Origin of the sequence: Gloeocapsa sp. DLM2.Bin57, assembly GCA_007693955.1 — a bacterium.
GTDB lineage: Bacteria > Cyanobacteriota > Cyanobacteriia > Cyanobacteriales > Gloeocapsaceae > Gloeocapsa.
This window is the reverse complement of record RECR01000046.1, coordinates 1-24,378: the sequence shown is the minus strand read 5'-3', so window position 1 is coordinate 24,378 and position 24,378 is coordinate 1. Positions and strand designations below refer to the sequence as shown.

Sequence of the window (24,378 nt, the reverse complement as noted above, 5' to 3'; positions counted from 1 at the left end):
AAGCCTATTATCTTATATTTATTCACACAAAAAGCGAAAACTAAATCAAATGAGTCTCAAAAACACGATATTGGGTATTACCTGTGCTTTGGCTTGTTTAAATCCTAGCATAGCGATCGCTGATAATAGTGCTCAAATTCAACAATTAAGACAGCGTTTAGAAGATTACGAATTAGAAATACAAAACCTACAAATAGAAATGGGTGCATATATGCTAACCAATCCTAAAGCTTCTGCCGCTGTAATTGCTTCTGGAGGAGGACTCGCAGGTATTTTAGAACAAAATATTGATGACAATACTAGAGTAATATTACTAGGTTTAGGACTGATTGGTGTTAACTACTGTCTCAATCCTGACAACTTTCAGCATTGTAATGTTGTCGCTACAAATTTAACTTCCTATGGAATGCGTTTGAGTAATTATAGTCAACAAATAGACAGGATAGAAAGAGAAATATTTTTATTAGAATAACGCTACTTATTGAGAGGATTTAAATTTATGATGATATCATTGCCTCGAAGTATTTTACTAAAATTGTGGGTTTTGTGGATTATTGCTAAGTGCACTCTGAAAATTTCTTATGAGTTCAATTCTCCTTCTGCTCCTGTAGTGCAACAAAATATAAATAATTTTGGTTATGAGTTAATCTTACCTTGGTTTACAGGAGCTATGTGGTCTTCTTTTAAGCCCATTCAATATTTAGTAATTTTTTTACAGATATGTCTTGTTTTATTGGTCTGTTTTCGAGTCAACGGCAGTATTATTAAAAAGTTGGTTTGGTTTTTATTTATATTAGCAATGTATGTTATTTGGCTTGAACCTTGGCTACAGATGTTAGTCGATCCTTGGTCAGCTAAGTGGTTCGCAGATTTGGGGGCACTAGTTATCATGACCTTGTTTGTAGGTATCGTAGATATTGGTTTTACCGCACTGTGGCTATGTCTAACTTGGCTAATCTGTCGTCAACTGGATCGTGATTTCTGAGCTGAATAATCAGTTTTATTTATTTTGATTTTGCAACTATTCCTTTTGATTTGAATAATAGAGATAATCGGGTTATCAACTTAATTAGCTTAGCTAAAAACCTTCATTAGGAGTAATTATCATGTTTAAACTAACCACCTTTTTATCTATCGGTACAGTCTTACTTACTTCTCAACCCATCCTAGCTTCTGACAATATTATCTCATTTAATCCTCGCATTAATTCTTGTGAATTAGCTACTCCAATTGGCAAGTCTAATAATTGTCAAGTCACCTTTACCTATAATCCTGTTAACAATTCTTTTGCTTTTCACTACATTGCAGATAATGTATATCATATGTTTTTTATCCCACAAATGAGTTCTAATGATGTAGATGCTTCTGCTCATGATAGTTGGTTTGTCAGACGCAAAAGATATTACAGTGAAAGTTATCTAATTGTTGATCACAATAATGGTAATGTAGAATCAGTTAATGGCGTTGGGGCTTGCGAAATAACCGCAGAAAGTATTTTATGTGCTTGGCAAGATAATAGTGGTAGAACTTATTATGGCATTGCTTTTAACTAAACCCTAATAAAATCTAACAAATGATGAGACAATTTTAATTTACTACAAGATTTAATCTGTTGTTGTCTTCCCTGACGATCTAAAAAAACTCCTTGATTAGTATCAGTGCCAAAACCCGCATTAAGAGTATCTACGGGATTAGCGACGATGACATCTAATCCCTTGCGTTGTAACTTAGCTAAAGCAGGTGGGATAATCTCTCCCGTTTGAGCAGCAAAACCGATTAAAAGCTGATGAGGTTGTTTAACTTGGGCTAATTCTGAGAGGATATCAGGTATAGGTTGTAAAGCTAAATGCTCAGGTAAAGACTCTTTAGGAAGTTTCACAGGAGAATAACTCACTGGTTGGACATCTCCTACAGCAGCTGACATAATTAACCAATCCTGTTGGGGAAAAAGTTCTAGCAAGCGATCGCGCATTTCGGCTGCACTGACTACAGCGAATCTAGATATATCGGGAAGTAAACTTAATAACTCGTTAGTAATAGGACCATGGACTAAAGTAACCTTAGCACCGCGAGAATGGGCAGCTTGAGCTAAAGCTATACCCATTTTACCAGTAGAAGGGTTACCTAAAAAGCGTACAGGGTCAAGATGTTCCCTTGTCCCTCCTGCACTGATTAAGATAGACTTACCCTGTAAATCCCGTTTACCTTGAGTGTAGAGAAGAGATTGAAGAGAGTTAATAATCTGTATAGGTTCAGCCATACGACCAGTTCCCCGGCGATCGCAAGCTAATAAACCCGCATTTGGTCCTACACTATGATAACGGGAGAGAGTTTGCAGTTGTTGCCAATTATTTTGCACCGTTACTTGTGACCACATTTCCGTATTCATCGCCGGTGCGACTAAAATGGGACAGGTAGAAGCTAAAACCGTATTAGTTAATAAATTATCAGCCAAACCATGGGTTAATTTAGCTAGAGTATTCGCTGTTAGAGGTGCAATCAAAAAGATATCAGCCCATTCCCCTAGGCTAATATGGAGAGGACGAGGTTGATGAGGTTGCCAAAAATCAGCATCAGTATAAGCTTGATGACGACTGAGGGTAGCTATCGTCACTGGTGTAATAAATTGTTGTGCAGATTGAGTCAGAATTACCCTAACTTCTGCACCTTGTTGAAAGAGGGTAGAAATTACCTCACAGACTTTATAAGCAGCGATTCCACCCCCAATACCGATTAAAACCCTCTTGTTGCTTAACATTAATTAAGCTTCGTCATAAGCTTCGATATCGAGAAGATGTAAATAGGGTTCAACTAAATCCTCTCGGTGAAAAGCGATCGCTCTCAATAAATGCCAATCTTCTAAAGCGGCAAAGGGATTACCATAGTCATCTTTTTCTAGACGTTTAGCCAAATCAGCTACGTCAGCTGGGGTTAAAAGGGCGATCGCTTCTGGAGTTAAATTAACTGTAATCATTGCTTTGGGTGATAAATTTTTGCATCTTGATGAGAACCTCGGTTACCACCTCGTGTCCCATATTTAACTCATGATAATCTATATTTACACCCAGTTGAGTTAAGAGATCTCTGGCGCGTTGTGCCATAGTGATAGGTACAACCAAATCTTGTTTACCGTGTATAATTAGCACTGGTGGGGAATCATGTTTAACAATCGGTTCACTATGTAGATAACCACTCAAGACGCATAAACCTTTTAGAGGTAAATTTAAACCCACATCAAGAGTCATTGCACCTCCTTGAGAAAAACCAGTTAAGATAGTCTTTTCTAAAGGTACACCAGTAATGTTTTCTTGAGAGGTTAACCAATTTTGCAGAAGTTGGCGACTTTGATCCAAACCTAGATAATCATCCCTTTCTAGAGCATACCATGCTCTCCCCCCAGGAGCTTGATAATGAGGATAGGGAGCTTCTAGACAGATAATCTGATAATCAGGTAAATCTAGTAAAGGAGTGACACCAGCTATATCTTCGGGATTACTACCCCAACCGTGTAAGAGAATTAGTAAACCTTGAGGGGGGTTACCATTAGTAGGAGCAAAACTGAGATAATTTAAACTCATGATTGGACTTTGGATAGTACTAGAAATTCAATTTTATCGGATAATTACGGTTTTTATTTCTCTGGGTGCAAAATGTGAGATCGCCAACCCTCGAAGCTTTAATGTTATCTGAAGTTCAACGGGAAAATGTACTATAATTATCTTGACTGAAAAAAATAAGGTTCTTAAATAAATTTAAAGAGGGATATTTACCCAACAAATGATTACTACTGATTATATTACTCAGTCTTTAGATACAGATATTGATGCGGAGTTCAGACAATTTCAACTTTGGCGAGAAATGTCGTCAACTCAAAAGTTTAATTTATTGAAAAGGCTATATCAAAAAGCATCTAACCTAATTTTACTAGGAATTAATCATCAATATTCTCATCTATCTAAAACTGAGTTCAGGTCATTATATATCAAAAAAAGATGGGGTAATTTTGCTGATAAAATAGCTCAGGTGATTAATTTTCAAGGTGATTTAATGTTAGAAGATCCTTTATGGTTAATTCAACAGTTATCGGTTATTTTTGAACGTTTAAACATTCCTTATTATGTCAGTGGTTCGGTGGCGAGTTCTTTACAAGGTGAGGTAAGATTTACACAGTCTTTAGATTTAGCGATTGATATTCAACCCGAACAAGGTGTATTATTAATTGAGGCTTTAAGTCCTGATTTTTATATTAGTGAGGTAGCGGTTAATGAAGCGATACAGGGAATAACGACCTCATTTAAGATGATTCATTTACAAACGATAGAAAAAGCGGCTATTTTTATCAGTGGGAAGGATGAGTTTTCAGTTAGCAAAATGAACCGTCGTCAGTTATATCAGGTTGAAAAAAGTCAATCATCTTTTTATGTTTGTAGTCCCGAAGATACGATTTTACAAAAGTTGCTTTGGTTGAAAATGGGTCAAGATCAATCTGAAAAACAATGGCGAGATGTTTTAGGAGTGCTAAAATTACAAAGGGAGAGTTTAGATTTTGCTTACCTAGGGTTATGGGGGGAAAGATTAGGGGTTAAGGAACGTTTACAGCAGGGTATAATTCAATCGGGTTTATCTAGTCATTTATTACCTTAATCAATTTTTATGGATATCATCGAGATTCTACAACAAGATTATCAGAAATTTCCCCAAGAGCAAAATTATACAATTTACGCAGCCAACGTTTATTTTAAAGATCCTCTCAATGAATTTAGAGGTTTAGCACGTTATCAAAGCATGATCCAGTTTATTGATAAATGGTTTCGTAATGTCAAACTAGATGTACATGAGATTAAACGTCAAGAGCAACAGATAGATACAGAATGGACATTATCCTGGAATAGTCCTTTACCTTGGCAACCACGTATTAACATATCAGGAAGAAGTGAATTATTGTTAAATAACGATAACCAAATTATCTCCCATATCGACTACTGGTATTGTTCTCCCTGGGATGTCCTGCGTCAACACTTTTTCAGCTGAATTAAAGCGAATATGTTAAAATGTCGATTACTTAAAATAGATAAAATTATTAAAATATGCTACTATCCCTAGCAGCGCCTTTCATTAAAAGACCAGTATTAACTACGGTTTGTACAATTCTAATCTTGTTAATCGGGGCAATCTGTGTAGCTGTATTACCCTTAGATAAGCTACCACAAATCGCCCCCAATCAGGTTAGGGTAAGTGCCAACTACGTCGGTGCAGACGCTAAAACCACCGTAGATAACGTTACCACAGTATTAGAAAGAGAAATCAACGGTACAGAAAACGTCAGATGGATTAGTTCCTATACAGATAATAACGGTAACGCCACGATTAATGTTAGTTTCCCCACCGAAGTAGATCGCAACATTGCTCAAGTATTAGTACAAAACCGAGTTAGTCAAGCACAGTCTAGTTTACCAGCAGTAGTAAACTCAACAGGGGTAACTACAGAAGCTCAATCACCAACGGTTACCCTTGCTTATTCTTTTTATTCAGAAAAAAACCCACAGGGAGAATACTTTTATGACCCTGTGTTTATGTATAACTACGTAGATAGATATATTTGGAACGAAATTAGAAGGATCGAAGGGGTAGGAAGTTTAGTCGCTTTTGGTGCTGCTGATTATTCTATGCGCTTTTGGTTAGATCCTAATAAATTAGCAGGTAGAGGTTTAACCGCACAGGATGTAGTCAGAACTATCCAAGAACAAAACATCGAAGTAGGTACAGGTGCAGTAGGCAGACAACCCACAGGATCTGATCAACAGTTTGAAATACCCTTAAGAGTAGTAGGGCGTTTTCGTGACGTAACCGAAGCCGAAAACCTGATCGTGCAAACAGGTGCAGATGGAACACTGATTAGAGTCAGAGATATCGGCAGAGTAGAATTAGGGGTAGAAAACTACGCCACCAAAGTAGTCTTTGACGGGGATACACCAGCGGTGGGTTTTGTCGTCTTCCAGTTACCTGGATCTAACGCTTTAGAAACAGCTAACGCGGTGAAAGCTAGATTAGCAGAATTAGAACAGACATTCCCACCAGGGTTAAAGGTTACCAACGTACTAGATAGTACCCTGTTTATTGAGGTAGCGATCAATGATCTAATCATCACCCTGATGCAGGCGATCGCTTTGGTAGTATTAGTAATATTTGTTTTTTTGCAAGATTGGCGCACCACGATTATCCCTGCGGTGGCTATTCCCGTGGCTTTAATCGGTTCAATGATTGGACTACAAGCCTTTGGGTTCTCCCTGAATCAATTAACCCTCTTTGCTTGTGTACTAGCTACAGGATTAGTAGTAGATGACGGGATTGTAATTGTAGAAGCAGTAGCCAACAAATTAAGTCAGGGAATGCGACCCCTACAAGCAGCTTTAGACGCGATGCAGGAGTTATCAGGAGCGGTAATATCTACTAGTCTAGTACTCCTAGCGGTGTTTATTCCCGTATCCTTTTTCCCAGGGACAACGGGGGTAGTATATAGACAGTTTGCCTTAACTATATCATTTGGGCTGATTTTTTCCACTTTTAACGCTCTAAGTTTCTCACCAACGATGTCAGCGCTGATCATGAATCCCCCTACTCCAACTAAAGGTCCATTGGGCTGGTTTTTTAACCTATTTAACCGAGGTTTTGACCTAGTCAAGGGGGGATACCGTCGCTTAATCGAAGCTTTAACGAAAATTCAACTCATCGTTATGATAGTATTTATCGCGGGGTTAGTTCTCACAGGATGGACATATAGTGTTATACCTCAAGGATTTATACCAGAAGAAGACCAAGGTTATTTCTTCGTGGTTGTAGAAGCACCAGAGGGAGTATCTCTCAACTACACCAACGACGTCAATATAGAGGTTATGAAACAGGTCTTGGCAGTTCCGGAAATAGAACACGCCATGGGAGTAGCGGGGTATTCTTTTGAAGGGATTAATAGCAACAAAGCCATATTCTTCACTAAACTCAAACCATGGGAAGAAAGAGTAGGAGCAAAACAATCCGTATTTGGCGTTATAGGAGATTTAAACAGACGTTTAGCCCAAAATATCACAGGAGCGCGAGTTTTTGCAGCTAACGCACCAGCTGTAGATGGTTTAAGTAACTTCAGCGGCTCAGAAGTAATGATTCAAGACAGAGAAGCGCGCGGGATGGATGCTTTAATAGATAACGCTCAAAGAGTAATCGCCGCAGCTAACCAACGACCAGAAATCGGGATGGCTTTTACTACCTTTACCTTTAATACTCCCACTCTCGAAGCGACAATCAATCGGGAAAAAGCTAGAGCACAAAACGTCTTGATCAGTGATATCTTGACTACCTTACAAATCTACATGGGTGCGAGTTTCGTCAACCAATTCGTCTTAGATGGAAGACTATACCGAGTTTTTGTGCAAGCAGATGGAGAATTTCGCAGTAACCCCGCAGATATCAGTAAATTTTACGTGCGTTCTCAAAACGGTGAGATGATCCAACTCAGTAATCTAGTTACCGTAGAACAAACCAATTATCCACCCATCGTTACTAGTTATAACGTTTATCCCGCGATTAGACTTAATGTAGCTCCAGCACCAGGGTATAGTTCAGGACAAATCATCACAGTTATGGAAGAAGTCATGGCAGAAACTCTACAACCAGGTTTTGGCTATGAATGGACTAACACCGCAGCCGACGAGATTCTCTCAGCAGGTGCAGCACCGATTGTCTTTGGTCTAGGCTTTGTGGTAGTATTCCTAGTCTTAGCAGCCCAGTACGAAAGTTACATTGATCCCTTGATTATTATGCTCACTGTACCCCTAGCGATTCTCGGTGCACTTGGGGGGATATGGTTACGAGCAACTTTTATTCAAGCTGCTCCTATTAATCCAGGTGCGGGAATTTGGCCCATTTTGAATAATAATATCTACGCTCAAGTTGGTTTAGTAATGCTGATTGGGATGGCGAGTAAAAACGCGATTCTGATTGTAGAATTCGCTAACCAAGCTAGAGAATTGGGTATGGATATTACTAAAGCAGCTGTTTACGCAGCAGAACAACGCTTACGCCCTATTCTTATGACAGCGATTTCCTCTATCTTTGGATTTCTTCCCCTGTTAATCGCCTCGGGAGCAGGTTCAATCAGTCGTTGGACTCTCGGAACAGCGGTTTTAGGCGGTTTATTAGTCTCTACCATCCTGAGTCTATTATTCGTACCTAACCTCTATATCGTCATTAAAACCCTAGAACAGAAATTCCTCTCTGATGACGATCAACCCCCGGAAAAACCCTTCAAATCAGAAATGCAAGTCAGCAAATCTTAACTAACCTGAGACAAACACAGGTAAAAATAAAAGAACACAAAAAATAAAGGAAACTTAACAAATGCTCGAAGATTATTATCAACAAGCGCAACAACGAGAAGCGATGGGGATACCTCCTTTACCTCTTAATGCTGCTCAAACCTCCGAACTGTGTAAATTATTAGAAAATCCCCCCCAAGGGAAAGAAGAAGAGTTAATCACCCTCCTACGCGATCGCGTTCCCCCTGGAGTAGATGAAGCAGCTTACGTTAAAGCAGGATTCCTCACAGGAATAGCTAATCACGAAATCATCAGCCCTCTGATTTCCCCCCAAGGAGCGATCAACCTACTTGGAACTATGGTAGGAGGGTATAACGTCCAATCCCTGGTACAATTGCTCAAATCTAGAGATAGTAATATTGCTAAAAGTGCAACCACAGCTTTAAGTAAAACTATCCTGGTTTTTGACGTCTTTAACGATATCCTCGCTCTCTCAGAAACTAACCCCTACGCCAAACAAGTACTAGACGCCTGGGCTATGGCTAGTTGGTTTATTGCGCGTCCTAAACTAGCGGAAGAGATTACCGTAACCGTCTTTAAAGTACCAGGAGAAACCAACACCGACGACCTCTCCCCCGCTACTCAAGCTACCACTCGTCCCGATATACCCCTACACGCTCTCTCTATGCTAGAATCGCGTATGAGTGACGGTTTGGCTACTATTGCTCAACTTAAAACTAAAGGCTACCCCGTGGCTTATGTCGGAGATGTAGTGGGTACTGGTTCTTCTCGTAAATCAGCTATCAACTCCCTACTTTGGCACATCGGTAATGATATCCCTTATATACCTAATAAACGCTCTGGGGGTTATATATTAGGTGGCAAAATAGCTCCCATTTTCTTTAATACCGCGGAAGACTCTGGCGCTTTACCCATTGAATGCGATGTGAACCAGCTAGAAACGGGTATGGTGATCAAAATCTACCCCTATAAGGGCGAAATTACCGACGAAAATGGTCAACTACTCTCTAGCTTTACCCTTAAACCAGATACTATCCTCGATGAAGTGCGCGCAGGTGGACGTATCCCTCTATTAATTGGACGCAGTCTCACGGATAAAACCCGCGAAGCTCTAGCATTAGAGCCTAGTACCCTCTTTATTCGCCCCTCTATTCCTACAGATACGGGTAAAGGCTTTACCCTCGCTCAAAAAATGGTGGGTAAAGCTTGTGGTTTACCTGGAGTTCGTCCTGGCACATCCTGTGAACCTGTGATGACTACTGTTGGCTCTCAAGATACCACAGGACCAATGACTCGGGATGAGTTAAAAGAATTGGCTTGTCTCGGTTTTAGCGCTGATTTGGTCATGCAAAGTTTCTGTCATACCGCAGCTTATCCTAAACCTGTTGACATCACAACCCATAAAGAATTACCCGACTTTTTCTCCACTCGTGCTGGGGTAGCCTTAAAACCGGGAGATGGGATTATTCACTCTTGGCTGAATCGGATGTTATTACCTGATACCGTAGGTACTGGTGGTGATTCTCATACCCGTTTCCCTTTAGGTATCTCTTTCCCCGCGGGTTCGGGTTTAGTGGCTTTTGCCGCTGCTTTAGGTGTTATGCCTCTAGATATGCCAGAATCGGTTAAAGTACGCTTTACAGGAACTTTCCAACCTGGAGTTACTCTACGAGATGTGGTTAACGCTATCCCCTATGTAGCTATGCAGCAAGGTAAATTAACCGTTTCTAAAGAGAACAAAATCAACGTCTTCTCAGGACGTATCATGGAAATGGAGGGTTTACCTGATCTGAAGGTTGAGCAGGCTTTTGAATTAACCGACGCTACCGCGGAACGCTCCTGCGCAGGTTGTACTATCGAATTGGGGGTAGAAACCGTCTCTGAGTATCTGCGCTCTAATATCGCTTTGATGAAAAATATGATCGCTCGCGGTTATGAAGATTCCCGCACTCTGATGCGACGTATCGCTAAAATGGAACAATGGTTAAATAATCCTGAGTTAATGAGGGCTGATGCTGATGCTGAATATCTCGAGATCATCGCAGTAGATTTAAATCAGATTACAGAGCCTATTTTAGCTGCACCTAATGACCCCGATAACGTTAAATTACTCTCAGAATGCTCAGGCGATCGCATCGATGAAGTATTTATTGGTTCTTGTATGACTAATATCGGTCACTATCGCGCTGCTGCTAAAGTCTTAGAAGGTGCTAAATCTCAAGTCGTCTTGTGGATTTGTCCCCCTACTCGCATGGATGAACAACAATTGCGCGAAGAGGGTATTTATGGCGTTTTTGCTGCTGCTGGTGCACGCACAGAAATGCCTGGTTGTTCCCTCTGTATGGGTAATCAAGCTCGTGTGGATGATAATGCTACGGTTTTCTCTACTTCTACCCGTAATTTTAATAACCGTATGGGTAAAGGTGCACGCGTCTATCTAGGCTCGGCTGAATTAGCGGCTGTTTGTGCTATACTCGGTTATATACCTAGTAAGAGTGAATATCTCGACATCGTCGAGTCTAAACTCAATCCCTTTGCTCCTGAGTTATACCGCTACCTCAATTTCGATCAAATCCCTGATTTTGAAGATGAGGGGCGCGTTATTCCTCGGGAAGATATGCCTAAATTTAACCAACATTTGTTTACGGTTAGTTAATCATCAATTCAGGAGACTCCCGTTATTAACGGGAGTTACTTAATTTGGTAAAAATACTCGTAGTTAGTCATACCTATATAGTTAAGCTTAATTGCACTAAACTGCGATTATTGGCTAATTTAGCACCTGAACATCAGGTTACTGTTATCGTACCTAAATTTTGGCGTCCTGGTGGTATTCAAAGTCAAAGGATCATCTCTACCCCTTGGCTTGATGGTAATTTTCGCTTAATACCTGTTCATAACTGGAGTGAAAATAACCAGGGGTTACTAACTTTTTATCCTGCTATTATTAATCTTTTAAAAGAATTTCGACCTGATATTATTCAAGTCGAATTAGGAGTAAAATCTCTGGCTTATGCACAGTTAATTACTCTAAATCAACTGTTAAATTTACGAGCTAAAAATGTCTTTTTTACTTGGTGGAATCTGCCCTATCAAACTAAGTTTCCTCTAACTACTCTCTTTAACTATAATCTGCGTCATACTGATGGTTTGCTTGCGGGTAATCAAGATGCCGCTGATATTCTACAAACAGAAGGTTATACTAATTCTCTCGCCATTATCCCTCAATTAGGCGTAGATGAACAACTTTTTCAACCTCAACCTCAACCTACTTTAGCTACTAGTTTAGGTATTCAAACTGAAGATTTTGTGATTGGTTTTGTAGGGAGATTTGTTCAAGAAAAAGGTATTCTTACTCTGCTTGAAGCTGTTAATCTCCTTGAGTCTAAGCATTGGAAATTACTACTATTAGGTAGAGGAAGTTTAGAAGCTGAAATTAAACAACAAGTTCAAGAATTAGGTATAGCTGAGAAAGTAATTATTATGCCTAGTGTACCCCACGAGCAAGTACCTAACTATCTCAACCTTCTCAATGTTTTAGTCTTACCCTCCCAAACCGATTATAACTTTAAAACTCTTACTGCTGTAGGTTGGAAAGAACAATTTGGTCATGTGTTAATTGAGGCTATGGCTTGTCAAATTCCCGTTATTGGCTCTGATTCTGGGGAAATACCCAAGGTTATTGGCGATTCTGGTCTTATTTTTCCCGAAGGAAATCCAAAAGCTTTAGCTAGTTGTTTACAGCGTCTGTTAACTGAACCTGATTTAGTCAAAACTCTAGCCACAAAAGGTTATCAAAGGGTAATGACTAAATATACTAATCTGGCTTTAGCTAAACAACAATTAGATTTTTATCTTAATTTGCTTCGTCAAGGATTGAATCATTGATCTAGCCGCCGCGTCGCGGTTTACTAGAGAAGCACTTGCAGACCTCGAACCGTCTAGACTCAGCTGCCCATCAGCGTCTGGGCGATTCCGATATATATAGCATTACAAGTTAAGATTAGGACATTTTAAAGTTATCAAACCCAGTACTAATCTACTTTTGCATGAAGGCAAGAGTGCCTTGTACATAGTGCTATTGTAGTATAATTAAGGCGATCGCAACTGGTGTGCCAACGGCTGTGGACGAGCCTATAAATTTATGAGCAATGCGGGATTAGCTCTATACCAGTCAATAGTCTGTTGTAATCCCTGTTTTAAATCAACCTCAGCTTGAAAGCCGAAGGATTCTAAAGCCCGAGAAGCATCCAGACAGCGACGGGGTTGACCATTGGGTTTATCGCTTTCCCAGATAATCTCTCCTGTAAACTCCATCAACTCACAAATTAACTGTACTAAATCTTTAATAGCAATCTCATAGTGTGTACCTAGATTCACAGGATCTGGAGCGTTATATTTTTGGGTAGCTAAGACAATTCCTCTCGCTGCATCGGTGGAGTAGAGAAACTCTCGGGTAGGTGTTCCATCTCCCCAAACTGGTAGATATTTATCTCCTCTGATTTGGGCTTCATAGACTTTACGAATTAAGGCCGGGATAACGTGAGAACTTTCAGGGTTAAAATTATCACCAGGTCCATAGAGATTAACAGGGAGTAAGTAGATACCATTGAACCCGTATTGTTGGCGATAGGCTTGTAATTGTACTAGTAAGGCTTTTTTGGCTATACCGTAGGGGGCGTTGGTTTCTTCGGGGTAACCATTCCAGAGGTCATCTTCTCGAAAGGGAACGGGTGTAAACTTAGGATAAGCGCAAATAGTACCCACACAGACGAATTTTTCTACTCCTAGACGATAAGCAGAGTCAATTAACTGTACACCCATGATTAAGTTATCGTGGAATAACTCAGCGGGTTTAGCGCGATTGAGACCTATACCACCTACATGCGCTGCTAAATGTATGATAATGTCTTGGTTTTGTACCGCTTGTTCACAGTTGGCTAAGACTCGTAAATCACAATCACGCGATCGCGGTATAGTAATTAGAGCGGGATTAGCTCCTGATGTTACTAATTGAGCTATTACTTCACGTCCTAGGAAGCCATTACCACCTGTAACGAGAATCTTTTTGTTAGTTAAATCCTGCATTATTATTTCTCAATAAGGATTAATCCCCAAAGCTGCTAAGTCAGCTTCTACCATTAATTTTACTAGTTCAGGAAAAGTTACACTCAATTGCCAACCTAATTTTTCTCTAGCTTTAGTAGCGTCACCTATCAATAAATCTACTTCAGTAGGACGTAGATACCGTTCGTCAAATTCTACATAGTCTGACCAGTTCAGGTTAACATAACCAAAGGCTAACTCTAGGAATTCTTTAACTGAGTGAGTCTCCCCTGTAGCTATCACATAGTCATCTGCTTCTGGTTGTTGTAACATTAACCACATAGCGTTGACATAGTCTTTAGCATAACCCCAATCTCTTTTAGCGTCGAGATTACCCATATAGACTTTTTTCTGTTTTCCTGCGACGATTTTTGCTAATGCTCTAGTAATTTTTCTAGTTACAAAGGTTTCGCCTCTACGGGGTGATTCATGATTAAATAAAATCCCACTACAAGCAAATAACCCATAGGATTCTCGATAGTTAACGGTTTGCCAGTGAGCATATACTTTACCACAAGCGTAGGGACTACGAGGATAAAAGGGGGTTGTTTCTTTCTGGGGTATTTCTTGGACTTTACCGAACATTTCTGAGGAACTAGCTTGATAGAAGCGGACTTCTTGACTTGTACGATGTTGATAGTCTCTGACTGCTTCTAGTAGTCTTAATGTTCCCATTCCCACGGTATCTACTGTATATTCTGGTGAGTCAAAACTTACTCTAACGTGAGATTGTGCACCTAGATTATAGATTTCGTTGGGTTCTATTTCTTCGATAATCCTTCTTAGGGTTGTCCCGTCGGTTAAATCTCCATAATGGAGAAATAACCTTGCTTCGGGATGATGAGGATCTAAATATAGATGATCAATACGACTGGTATTAATAGTCGATGTTCTTCTAATTATACCGTGGACTTGGTAGTCTTTGGCTAGAAGTAATTCAGCCAAGTAAGAACCATCTTGACCAGTAATACCAGTAATTAATGCTCTTTTGGAACTAGTAACCATTATTTGTTGTTTTACGCTCTCTTTTATTTTCTAATAGGTTAAGTTAAGTTTAAACCATTGAGAGTCAGCTAATAAGCACCATTTTTATGGGGAAAGATCATTACGCCGATAGTTTTTACAATTATCCACAAATCTAATAACCAATGATGATAACTAGCGTAGTAAACATCTATTTGTACTCTTTGGGGATAGGGTATATCATTACGTCCTGATACTTGCCATAATCCTGTAATTCCAGGACGAACCGTTAAAACTTTATCAATACGATTTCCGTATCTTTCTAATTCTTCTGGTACTAGGGGTCGAGGTCCTACTACACTCATATCACCTTTAAGAACGTTCCAAAATTGGGGAAATTCATCTAAACTGGTCATTCTCAGAAATTTCCCAATGGGAGTGATTCTCGGATCGTCTTTTAGCTTAAAGTTATCCTCAAATTCTTGTTTCAGATAAGGACTCTGGGCGATTATTTCTTCTAAAACCTGGTCAGCGTTGGGTATCATCGTCCTAAATTTAATACATTTAAAGGGTCGATGATTTTTACCAATGCGTTCTTGTATATAAAATACTCCTCCTGGAGAACTAATTGCAATTAGTAAGGCTAGTAAAATGTATAATGGAGCACAAAGTACTAGTACCAGCAGCGAAAACATAATGTCAAATAAACGTTTAGTTAAGTCCCCATGCTGAGTTATTAAGATTAAACCCGATCGCTTATTACTTGATTTAAAGCGAGGTTGATGACCCGCTTTGATAAATCCAGGTATAAACTTCAGGGAGATAAGTCGGCTATTAACAGTCATCTTATTCCTTCACACCACACACTATTTATCTTTAGATCATAAATGCAGATGAGTCTGATTACGATCTATTTACCAGAAAATGTTGTTGACCATTGCTGGATACAACTTTCTAAGAATTCTGTATAACATTTTTTAAAGATTTCTGCACTAAATTTTTGGGCTTGATCTCGGCAATTTTGGGCTTTAATCTCTGTTTCTACCTCTAAAAACTGGTTAACCGCGCTAATTAAACTCTCGGGAGTTTGCTGGGGAAATAATATTCCTGTAGCGGTTAGAGAATCTTTTTGTCTATCAATAACTGTTTCTGTTGCTCCACCTTTAGCATAGGCTATTACAGGTGTTCCACAGGCTTGGGCTTCTACTAAAGCTATGCCAAAATCTTCACAAGCTGCATAAACAAAGGCTTTGGCTTTAGCCATATATTCGGCGACAATTTCGTTAGGTTGAGGACCGAGAATCTTAATATTGGGTTTAGCTAGTTGTCGTATTTTCTCTAATTCAGGTCCTGAGCCAATTACTACTAGGGGTTTTCCGAGTTGGTTAAATGCTGCGACGATTAAACTAATTTTTTTATAGCTAACTAGACGGGAAACCGTGAGGAAAAAGTCTTCTTTAACAGGTTCAAAAGTGAATCTATCTAGATTGACAGGAGGGTAAATTACCTTAGCTTCTCGACGATAACAACGCCAAATCCTTCTAGCTGTGTGTTGAGAGTTAGCGATAAAATAATCAACTCGATTAGCTGAGATAACGTCCCATTCTCTGAGTCTATGTAGAATATAACGAGTTATGATGCCTAGGGGTGCTTTTCCTGCGGGATTGGTGGCTAAATAGTCAAAGGTTAAATCCCAAGCGTAACGCATTGGGGTATGACAATAACATATATGCAGTTGTTGAGGATTAGTTAAGATTCCTTTGGCTACTGCGTGAGAAGAAGAGAGAATAATATCATAGGGGGATAAGTCTAGTTGTTCAATAGCTATGGGTAGTAGAGGTAGATATTTTTGCACTCCTCTACTAGCTAAAGGGAAATTTTGTAAGAAAGTAGTACCTATCTGGCGCTGATAGAGATAGCTTTGAGGGTTATTGGATTCAAAGTCAATCAAGGCGTAGATATCTGCCTCAACATAACGCAGAATCTCTTTGACTACTAATTCTGATCCTCCTGTGGCTTTAGGTGTAAACCATTCGTGTACTAAGGCATACCTCATAAATAGGCTTAAAATTCTGGTTCAGCAGCACTAAAGTTACTAACTTGACTAGGATCATTATCTCGTTTTGAACCTAGTAAGTCTAGTCTATCAACTCTAATTATTGGTGTAGATCTTGGTTCACCTGTATTGCGATCGCTCCAAGTCTCTATCTTGAGCGCTCCTTGTACCCCTATTAAACTACCTTTACGCACGTAGTTACCTGCTATTTCAGCTGTTTTTCCCCAAATTTCTAAATTAAACCAGTCTGGTTCATCATCTTTACTGGTAGGGCGATTTACCGCCATAGTTAACCTACATTTGACGCTTCCTGATTCAAAGTAGCGTATTTCCGGGTCCATTCCCGCGCGTCCGACTATATTGACTATATTTAATCCCATTTTGTAATTGTTATCCTTGTAATTTAAGCTTATTATAGCAGAGAGAAGAGCCAACAGTTAAAGAAGATAACTGCCAGTATAAGAAGCGGGGTTTTGAGAGACCATTTCGGGAGTACCTACCGCTAAGATTTGACCACCGCGATCGCCTCCTTCAGGACCTAAATCAATTAACCAATCAGCTGCACGAATAACGTCAAGATTGTGTTCAATGATAATTATGGAGTTACCCTTATCTACTAATCTTTGTAGGACATTGAGTAACTGATGAGTATCATAAAAAGATAAACCCGTAGTGGGTTCGTCAATGAGATAGAGAGTTTTTCCTGTAGCGCGACGGGATAATTCTGAGGCTAATTTTAAGCGTTGGGCTTCTCCTCCTGATAAAGTTGGCGCGCTTTGTCCTAATTGAATATAACCTAATCCTACATCTACTAGGGTTTGCAGACGATTTACCGCGCGGGGAATGTTACTAAAGAGGTTTAAGGCTTCTTCTACATTGAGATTGAGAATATCTGCTATGGAATGGTTCTTGTATTTTACTTGCAGTGTTTCGTGATTATATCTAGCTCCTTTACAAACGTCACATTGTACGTAAACATCGGGTAAAAAGTTCATCTCAATCACGTTGACACCTTGTCCGCGACAGGCTTCACAACGTCCACCTTTGACATTAAAAGAAAATTGTCCTGGTTTATAACCTCTGATTTTAGCTTCCACCGTCTCTGCTAAGAGAGTTCTAATCACGTCTAACACTCCTGTATAGGTAGCGGGATTAGAGCGTGGTGTTCTCCCAATGGGGGATTGATCAATAACGATGACTTTGTCGATCCCGAAGGTATCCGCGAAGCGGCACGCTTCTAAACCTTCGATACTGTCTAACCCAGAGGGAAAGGGTACGTGATCACCTAAATAATGTTGTAGTGCAGGATATAATAACTCGTTGATTAGGGTAGATTTTCCCGAGCCTGATACTCCTGTGATACAGACAAATTTACCTAGGGGGATTTCTACGTCAATATGTTGGAGATTGTTACGATGACAGTTAAATAACTTGAGAAAGTTACCGTTACCTTCTCTACGTTGGGAGGGTATCTCAATCACACGACGTCGGGATAAATAAGCTCCAGTTAGGGAAGCTTCACACTGTAATAAGTCTTCTAAATTACCTTGAACCACGATTTCTCCACCGTGAATACCTGCACCTGGTCCTATATCTAGGATATAATCGGCGTTTCTGATGGTGTCTTCGTCGTGCTCTACTACTATTAAAGTGTTACCCAAATCTCGTAGTTTTTTTAGGGTTGTTAATAATCTCTCGTTATCCCGTTGGTGTAATCCAATACTGGGTTCATCTAAGACGTAGAGTACTCCTGTTAAACCTGAACCAATTTGAGTGGCTAAACGGATTCGTTGCGCTTCTCCTCCTGATAAGGTCATGGCGTAGCGATCGAGGGTAAGATAGTCTAAACCAACGTCTATGAGAAATTGTAAACGGGTTTGAATTTCTTTGAGAGCTAATTCTCCTATTTGTTGCTGACGTGGTGTTAAATCTAGATTGCTGACTAGTTGTTGACATTGACGAATGTTGACACTAGTTAGATCATTGATATGATATTCTCCTATACGTACCGCTAATGCTTCTGGTTTGAGACGTTTACCTTGACATTGCGGACAGGTTTGATTGACTATGTATCTAGCTAATTTCTCTTTAACAGCGTCAGAATTGCTTTCTTGATAGGTTTTATTAAGGATTTTGACCACACCAGGATAACGTCTCGCGTAACTATGTCCTCTCTCATCGAACATTTCGATAATTTCTTCGCTACCATAAAGGATGATCTGTTGTTGTTCTGCGGTTAAGTCTTTCCAGAGATTAGTTAACTCAAAATTATAAGCTTGTCCTACATAATATAAAATACCGAGATAATAACCATTATCTTTCCCTGACCAAGGGGCGATCGCTTCAGCTACTGTTTTATTAGGGTTAGGGATGATTAATTCTGTTGCGAAGGTAGGTAAATATCCTAAACCATGACAGTTGCTACAAGCGCCATAGGGTGAGTTAAAGGAGAATAACCGCGGTGATAGTTCGCTCATAACCGCACCATGTTCTACACAAGCGAAGTTCTCACTAAAGAGTATCTCTTGATTTTCTTCTTCTGTTTGGATTATTTCAATCATTGCTAAACCCTCTCCTTGTTTAAGACAGGTAGTTAAAGAGTCTGCTAAACGTTCTCTAATGGAGGGTTTTTTAATCAGGCGATCGATAACTATTTCTATATTGTGTTGTTTATTTTTATTGAGGTTAATTTCTGTAGCTAATTCTTTAACCTCTCCATTAATTCTCACTCTCACGAATCCTTGACTACTCAAACTAGAGAGTAATTTTTGGTGAGTTCCCTTTTTTCCTCTGACTATTGGTGCGAGAATTTGAAATTTAGTACCATCGGCTAAAGCCATAACGCGATCGCACATTTGGTCGATAGTTTGGGGACTTATAGAGCGATCGCACTCGGGACAATGGGGTTCACCTGCTCTTCCAAATAATAAGCGCAAATAGTCATAAATTTCTGTAACCGTTCCTACAGTTGAACGTGGGTTATGAGAGGTGGATTTTTGGTCAATAGCAATAGCCGGACTTAATCCCTCGATCGCATCTACTTCTGGTTTATCTAATTGTCCCAGAAATTGTCTTGCGTATGCGCTCAAAGATTCTACATAGCGTCTTTGTCCTTCTGCAAAGATAGTATCAAAAGCTAGAGAGGATTTCCCTGATCCTGATACTCCTGTGAAGACGATTAAACTATTAGTGGGTAAATCTACATCAACGTTTTTCAGATTGTGCTGTCTCGCACCACGGATGGAAATCATGTAAAGATAATTAAATTTTAATAAATTTGCTTGCGTTTTTGGTTATTGTAGATTTTTTTTGAGAAATATGGTACTGTTGATGCCATCAATTTATTGAAACTATAAAATACAATGGAATTAAAAGGTCAATCAGCTCCAAAACAATCCTATCAATGGTTACGTCCTTTAATCCCTAAAAAATTACAACCTTGGTTGAGAGGAATTCAAAAGAGATGGAAACTCAAATCTTTACAATTAGATGAACCATACAAGACTGTTTTTCCTTATACACAATCTAATCCTTTCAGACAACAAAACTTGATTCGGCTTAGCCAAATAATTGAAGATCAAAATATAGAAGGGGCAATAGTAGAATGTGGGGTGCTAGATGGTGGTACAGCGGCTTTAATGGGTTTTGGAACAGTAAAAAGTGCACGTCCAATTCACTTGTTTGATGCCTGGGAGGGTTTACCAGAATCAACAGAAGAAGATGGGGAGGAGGGAAAAAAATGGGTAGGTGAAGTCGTTGGAAGTCCCAAACGGGTACAGGAAATTATGACAAAACTTTCAATCTCTCCTGATCGTATTCATATTCATAAGGGTTGGTTTAATGAAACTTTTCCTAATGTTACAGTTGAAAAGGTTGCTTTGTTACATATAGATTGTGATTTTTACGATCCTACAGTTTTGTGTCTGGAGAAATGGTGGCCTTGTGTAGTCAATGGTGGTTATGTTCAATTTGATGATTATTTATCATTTCAAGGTTGTACAAAAGCTGTTGATGACTTCTTAGAACATCATCCAAATTTAAAATTAGAACAATTTGGTGAAGTTGGTCGAGGTGTGGCTTGGTTTATACAAAAGCAAGAGTAGCAAACTGAACAATTAAAGGAGGATTGGCTTACTCTAGTTGTTTTTTACTCCACCAATCCTCAAGAAGAGTATATAAAACAGGTACAACGAATAAACTCAATAGAGAAGAACTCAATAAACCTCCCATAATAGCGATCGCCATTGGCTGTCTTAATTCTGCACCTGCACCCCACCCTAAAGCAATAGGTATCATTCCCAAGACGGTAGAGATGGTAGTCATTACGATTGGGCGTAGGCGTACTCCTCCTGTATATACTAGGGCTTCTTCTCGACTGAGTCCATCGTCGCGCAATTGATTGGTATAATCCATCAACAACAGAGCATTTTTATCCAATAATCCCAACAGAAAAATGAAGCCAATTAGTGAAATAATGCCAAAATCACTACCTGTGAGTAGTAATCCTAACATTGCACCGAACATAGACAGAGGGAGACAGAGAATAACGACCAAAGGCTCTAATAATCTTCTAAAGAGAAACCATAAGACGATTAACATTAAAATTATAGCTAAAATCAAGGCTCTGGCAAATCGTCCTACAACTTGATTACTATGATCTGCACTTCCCCAACGTCGTAGAGATACACCCATGGGTAAGAGGGGTTGAGCTTGTCTTTCTAAACTAACGATCGCGTTTTCTAAACCTTGAGCTAAATCTAGATTAGCACTGATATAGATAACTCGTTGACCATTGAGACGTTCGATTAGTTGTTCTCCTGAGTTGGAGATTTCGATATCCACTAAACCTGGTATAGTTTGAGCTTGGGTTTTAATTGCTTGAGCTACTGGTAATAATGTATCAAGATCATCTCCTAGAATAGCTAATTGTATGGGTTTTTCTGCTTCAGTTTGCACAAAGGGAATATCTTCTACACTAGTAGTCACGTCTCTAAGTTGAGGGAGAGATTCTCGTATTTGAGATTGAACAGTAATGGTGTCAGATTCCCGATTTTCTTTGAGTTGAATCGCTAATTTACCCCGATTGGGTTCTCCGCGAATACCTGCTATAGTGAAGACTGATTCTACGTCGGGATGATTTAAGACTACTGCTTCTAATTCTTTACCCATTCTAATCGTTCTTCTGAGTAAGAATCTTTCTGGTGCTCTGCGAATATTTCCTAACCAGTCTAAATCACTATTATCGGTGGTTTCGGTTTCTGTTGCTCTTGATTCACCAGTAGTAGCTAATTCAGGTAAAGCAACGGTATAAATTATATTAAATTCTCCCCTATCTAAACGAGGTATAAACCCTTGGGGTATCAAAGGAATAATCGCCATACCTAACAACATACTACTAATAGCGATACTCATAACTACAGGTCGATGATGTAAACACCAGCGCAATCCCCGACGGTAGAGTTTAATGATGGTTAAATCGTCGATGGATTTAGTAGTTTTAGTTGGCTGAGGTTTTAACCACAGAACTGCTAAACTAGGAGCTAGAGTTCGCGCTACTAAGAGAGAGAAAATTACCGCAGCAGATACTGTTAAACCGAAGGGTTGAAAGAATTTACCTACTGTTCCCCCCATAAAGGCTACGGGAATAAATACAGCGGCTATAGTTAAGGTAGAAGCGGTTACGGTGAGACTGATTTCGTCTGTAGCGATAATCGCTGCTTCTTGGGGGTTTTTCCCTTGATTAATGACTCTGACGATGTTTTCTACGTCAACAATCGAATCATCGATAACAATCCCTATCACTAAAGCTAAAGCCAGTAAAGTTAAGGTTTGTAAACTTAATCCAGCTATAGCCATTACGATAAAAGTTGCTAAGAGTGAGATAGGAATACTTAATGCGGTAATTAAACTAGCGCGCCAATTGCGTAAAAAGAGGAAAATAACGATTATAGCTAGGATAATAGCGATTAATAACTCATTGATTGTAGCTTGAACCGCAGATTCGATATAATCGGCTTGGGTTTCGGCGATCGCTATGTTTATTCCTGGTAATTGGGGTTGTAATGCAGTGATTTTAGCTGCAACTGCTTGAGCTAATTCTAGGGTATTGGTATCATGACGTTTAACTACTTGAAAACCTAAGCCTTCTTCACCATTAAAACTAATTCTGGTGGCAAAATAATTATCTACTTTTTCGCCTAAACCTAGGACATTAATTTTACGTACTCCTGGTAATTGTTGAATAATAGGAAAGATTTTTTGTTCAGCAATTGTTTTTAATTCTTGAGGAGTTTTTTCCTCACTAATCAAGACATAACTAATTACTGGTGATTCGTTTAAATCGATAGGGAAAATATTGATATCAGTTTCAACAGGATAAGATGTTTGTGCTAAAAGGTTTTCTACTTCTGTAGTTGCTGCGTCTAAATCTGTTCCCCCGTCAAAGAGAACGTTTATCACACTTTGACCTACATAAGTACTAGAGTAAATCTCATCTATATGACTTAGGGAGGCTAAATTAGTTTCTAGAATCTCGGTTACTTGTGTTTCTGTTTCAATAACCGTTGCTAAAGGTGCTTCTGCTGTTACTATAACTACAGGGAAACTAATATCAGGAAATAAATCATAACGCAGGGAACTAAAGGCTAACATTCCTGCTATACTTATACCTAACCAAAGAGCAATAAAAGATTTTTTATATTTAATAGCAAAGCGGGAAAAGTTAAACCATTGTCTAAAGGATTTATTTAGGGAAGACTTGGTCATAAATTTAACAATAACCTTGTTCTTTAAACCAGTTAACAGCTTCTGTGAGAGCATTAGTAATAGGAGACTGAGGTAATCCTAAAACTTCTCTGGCTTTTTGGCAATTATAGTACATTAATTGGGCTGACATTTTGACTCCATCTAGAGGTATAGAAGGAGTTTTACCTAGAGGTGCGAGTATAAATTCATCAATAGTTGCTACTGTTAGGGGTATCCAGAGAGGGATAGTAACCGTAGGTGGTTTTAAACCAGTTATTTGCGCGAGAGTGGCTAATAATTCTTTCAGGGTGAGATTTTGGTTACCGAGAATATAGCGATCGCCATTTACTCCCTTTTCTAAGGCTAACAGATGTCCTCTAGCTACGTCTTTGACGTCAACGATATTTAAACCAGTATTGACATAAGCGGGCATTTGTCCACGTAAAAAGCGTAGGATAATATCACCTGTGGGAGTAGGTTTTAAATCTAACGCACCAACGGGAGTACTAGGGTTAACAATCACGATATCTTGACCTAGTTTAATAGCATTATAAGCCTCTTGTTCTGCAAAGTACTTGGATTTTTTGTAATCTCCGATGAGTTTTTCGACAGGACTTTGATAGGTTTCATCGACAGGTTGACCATCTTTCCCTACACCAATTGCAGCTACTGAACTAGTATAGACGACTCTGTCAATTTTACTCTCACGAGCCGCGGCTAAAACATTACGTGTCCCTAAGACGTTATACTGGTATAGTCGTGATCGCTCTGTTCTCCAAAGAGAGTAATGAGCCGCTACATGAAACAACACCTGACAATCTTGCATTAAACTAGGTAAATCAGGGCTATTGAGTTCACCTGTGACTATTTCTACTGGTAAACCCTGTAGGTTATCTAATTTACTTTCCCGACGTACTAAAACCTTTACTTGATAACCTTTATTTAATAATAGTCTCACTAAATGAGCGCCAATAAAACCTGTTCCACCTGTAACAAATGCTTTGATTGTCATTTTTTCTTATTTATTATCGTCAACAAAAGCGATTAATCCTTTGATCACTTGTTGTGACATACTCCTACACCGAATCAAAGATTACGCTGTAGGCTTCTTGTCTTTCACCTTCAGAGATGATTGACCGTTTTTGAGTGAGGCGATGCCCATCCCCACTTTTTTAATTA

Annotated in this window: 20 protein-coding genes; 9 read left to right on the top strand and 11 right to left on the bottom strand. The window is 39.3% G+C overall.

Annotated features, from left to right (window positions below):
- The first annotated feature begins 49 nt into the window (after nucleotides 1-49).
- The 3 genes from EA365_03880 (at nucleotide 50) to EA365_03870 (ending at nucleotide 1,553) form a co-directional block, all read left to right on the top strand.
- Complete coding sequence (locus tag EA365_03880; GenBank protein ID TVQ47253.1) at nucleotides 50-472, top strand: hypothetical protein; 423 nt, start codon at nucleotides 50-52, stop codon at nucleotides 470-472.
- Between the two features lie 27 nt (nucleotides 473-499).
- Nucleotides 500-985 carry a hypothetical protein gene (locus EA365_03875; protein TVQ47252.1) on the top strand — a complete coding sequence of 162 codons (486 nt, stop codon included), beginning with the start codon at nucleotides 500-502 and terminating at the stop codon, nucleotides 983-985.
- 121 nt (nucleotides 986-1,106) lie between these two features.
- A complete protein-coding gene (locus EA365_03870; GenBank protein ID TVQ47251.1) occupies nucleotides 1,107-1,553 on the top strand; it encodes a hypothetical protein in 447 nt (148 codons plus the stop codon).
- Here the strand turns inward: EA365_03870 and coaBC are convergent.
- Genes coaBC through EA365_03855 form a run of 3 tightly spaced genes read right to left on the bottom strand, consistent with a single transcriptional unit; the run spans nucleotide 1,550 to nucleotide 3,578 of the window.
- Nucleotides 1,550-2,758 carry a bifunctional phosphopantothenoylcysteine decarboxylase/phosphopantothenate--cysteine ligase CoaBC gene (gene coaBC, locus EA365_03865; protein TVQ47250.1) on the bottom strand — a complete coding sequence of 403 codons (1,209 nt, stop codon included), beginning with the start codon at nucleotides 2,756-2,758 and terminating at the stop codon, nucleotides 1,550-1,552. The genes EA365_03870 and coaBC overlap by 4 nt on opposite strands.
- Before the next feature lie 3 nt (nucleotides 2,759-2,761).
- Entirely contained in the window at nucleotides 2,762-2,974 is a 213-nt protein-coding gene (locus tag EA365_03860; protein ID TVQ47249.1) for a DUF2555 domain-containing protein, read from the bottom strand.
- A complete protein-coding gene (locus EA365_03855) occupies nucleotides 2,961-3,578 on the bottom strand; it encodes an alpha/beta hydrolase (protein TVQ47248.1) in 618 nt (205 codons plus the stop codon). Before EA365_03855 ends, EA365_03860 begins: the two co-directional genes overlap by 14 nt.
- Before the next feature lie 199 nt (nucleotides 3,579-3,777).
- On the opposite strand from EA365_03855, the gene EA365_03850 reads away from it, so the two are divergent.
- The 5 genes from EA365_03850 (at nucleotide 3,778) to EA365_03830 (ending at nucleotide 12,218) form a co-directional block, all read left to right on the top strand.
- Nucleotides 3,778-4,644 carry a hypothetical protein gene (locus EA365_03850; protein ID TVQ47247.1) on the top strand — a complete coding sequence of 289 codons (867 nt, stop codon included), beginning with the start codon at nucleotides 3,778-3,780 and terminating at the stop codon, nucleotides 4,642-4,644.
- 9 nt (nucleotides 4,645-4,653) lie between these two features.
- Nucleotides 4,654-5,031 (top strand): DUF2358 domain-containing protein, encoded by a 378-nt coding sequence (locus tag EA365_03845; protein ID TVQ47246.1) that lies wholly within the window; start codon nucleotides 4,654-4,656, stop codon nucleotides 5,029-5,031.
- Between the two features lie 56 nt (nucleotides 5,032-5,087).
- Nucleotides 5,088-8,330, top strand: coding sequence for an efflux RND transporter permease subunit (locus EA365_03840; GenBank protein TVQ47245.1), 3,243 nt, complete (start codon nucleotides 5,088-5,090; stop codon nucleotides 8,328-8,330).
- Between the two features lie 61 nt (nucleotides 8,331-8,391).
- Nucleotides 8,392-10,986, top strand: coding sequence for a bifunctional aconitate hydratase 2/2-methylisocitrate dehydratase (acnB, locus tag EA365_03835; protein TVQ47244.1), 2,595 nt, complete (start codon nucleotides 8,392-8,394; stop codon nucleotides 10,984-10,986).
- A gap of 44 nt (nucleotides 10,987-11,030) precedes the next feature.
- Nucleotides 11,031-12,218 (top strand): glycosyltransferase family 4 protein, encoded by a 1,188-nt coding sequence (locus EA365_03830; GenBank protein ID TVQ47243.1) that lies wholly within the window; start codon nucleotides 11,031-11,033, stop codon nucleotides 12,216-12,218.
- Between the two features lie 246 nt (nucleotides 12,219-12,464).
- Here the strand turns inward: EA365_03830 and EA365_03825 are convergent, their stop codons facing one another.
- From EA365_03825 to uvrA, 6 genes are all read right to left on the bottom strand, one after another.
- Nucleotides 12,465-13,418, bottom strand: coding sequence for a GDP-L-fucose synthase (locus tag EA365_03825; protein TVQ47242.1), 954 nt, complete (start codon nucleotides 13,416-13,418; stop codon nucleotides 12,465-12,467).
- A gap of 9 nt (nucleotides 13,419-13,427) precedes the next feature.
- The gene (gene gmd / locus EA365_03820) at nucleotides 13,428-14,441 is read right to left on the bottom strand and encodes a GDP-mannose 4,6-dehydratase (protein TVQ47241.1); all 1,014 of its coding nucleotides are present in this window, start codon (nucleotides 14,439-14,441) and stop codon (nucleotides 13,428-13,430) included.
- 68 nt (nucleotides 14,442-14,509) lie between these two features.
- Entirely contained in the window at nucleotides 14,510-15,244 is a 735-nt protein-coding gene (locus EA365_03815; GenBank protein ID TVQ47240.1) for a sugar transferase, read from the bottom strand.
- A 65-nt stretch (nucleotides 15,245-15,309) separates the two neighbouring features.
- Nucleotides 15,310-16,455: a glycosyltransferase family 4 protein gene (locus tag EA365_03810; protein ID TVQ47239.1), complete on the bottom strand. Its 1,146-nt coding sequence runs from the start codon at nucleotides 16,453-16,455 to the stop codon at nucleotides 15,310-15,312.
- Nucleotides 16,456-16,463: 8 nt separating this feature from the next.
- Nucleotides 16,464-16,835 (bottom strand): single-stranded DNA-binding protein, encoded by a 372-nt coding sequence (locus EA365_03805; protein TVQ47238.1) that lies wholly within the window; start codon nucleotides 16,833-16,835, stop codon nucleotides 16,464-16,466.
- A gap of 57 nt (nucleotides 16,836-16,892) precedes the next feature.
- Entirely contained in the window at nucleotides 16,893-19,706 is a 2,814-nt protein-coding gene (uvrA, locus tag EA365_03800; GenBank protein TVQ47237.1) for an excinuclease ABC subunit UvrA, read from the bottom strand.
- A gap of 111 nt (nucleotides 19,707-19,817) precedes the next feature.
- On the opposite strand from uvrA, the gene EA365_03795 reads away from it, so the two are divergent.
- Complete coding sequence (locus EA365_03795; GenBank protein TVQ47236.1) at nucleotides 19,818-20,558, top strand: macrocin O-methyltransferase; 741 nt, start codon at nucleotides 19,818-19,820, stop codon at nucleotides 20,556-20,558.
- A gap of 28 nt (nucleotides 20,559-20,586) precedes the next feature.
- Here the strand turns inward: EA365_03795 and EA365_03790 are convergent, their stop codons facing one another.
- Together EA365_03790 and EA365_03785 are read right to left on the bottom strand one after the other, a co-directional pair.
- Nucleotides 20,587-23,220, bottom strand: a complete 2,634-nt coding sequence (locus tag EA365_03790) for an efflux RND transporter permease subunit (GenBank protein ID TVQ47235.1) — start codon at nucleotides 23,218-23,220, stop codon at nucleotides 20,587-20,589.
- 4 nt (nucleotides 23,221-23,224) lie between these two features.
- Nucleotides 23,225-24,211, bottom strand: coding sequence for an NAD-dependent epimerase/dehydratase family protein (locus tag EA365_03785; protein TVQ47234.1), 987 nt, complete (start codon nucleotides 24,209-24,211; stop codon nucleotides 23,225-23,227).
- Nucleotides 24,212-24,378 lie beyond the last annotated feature (167 nt).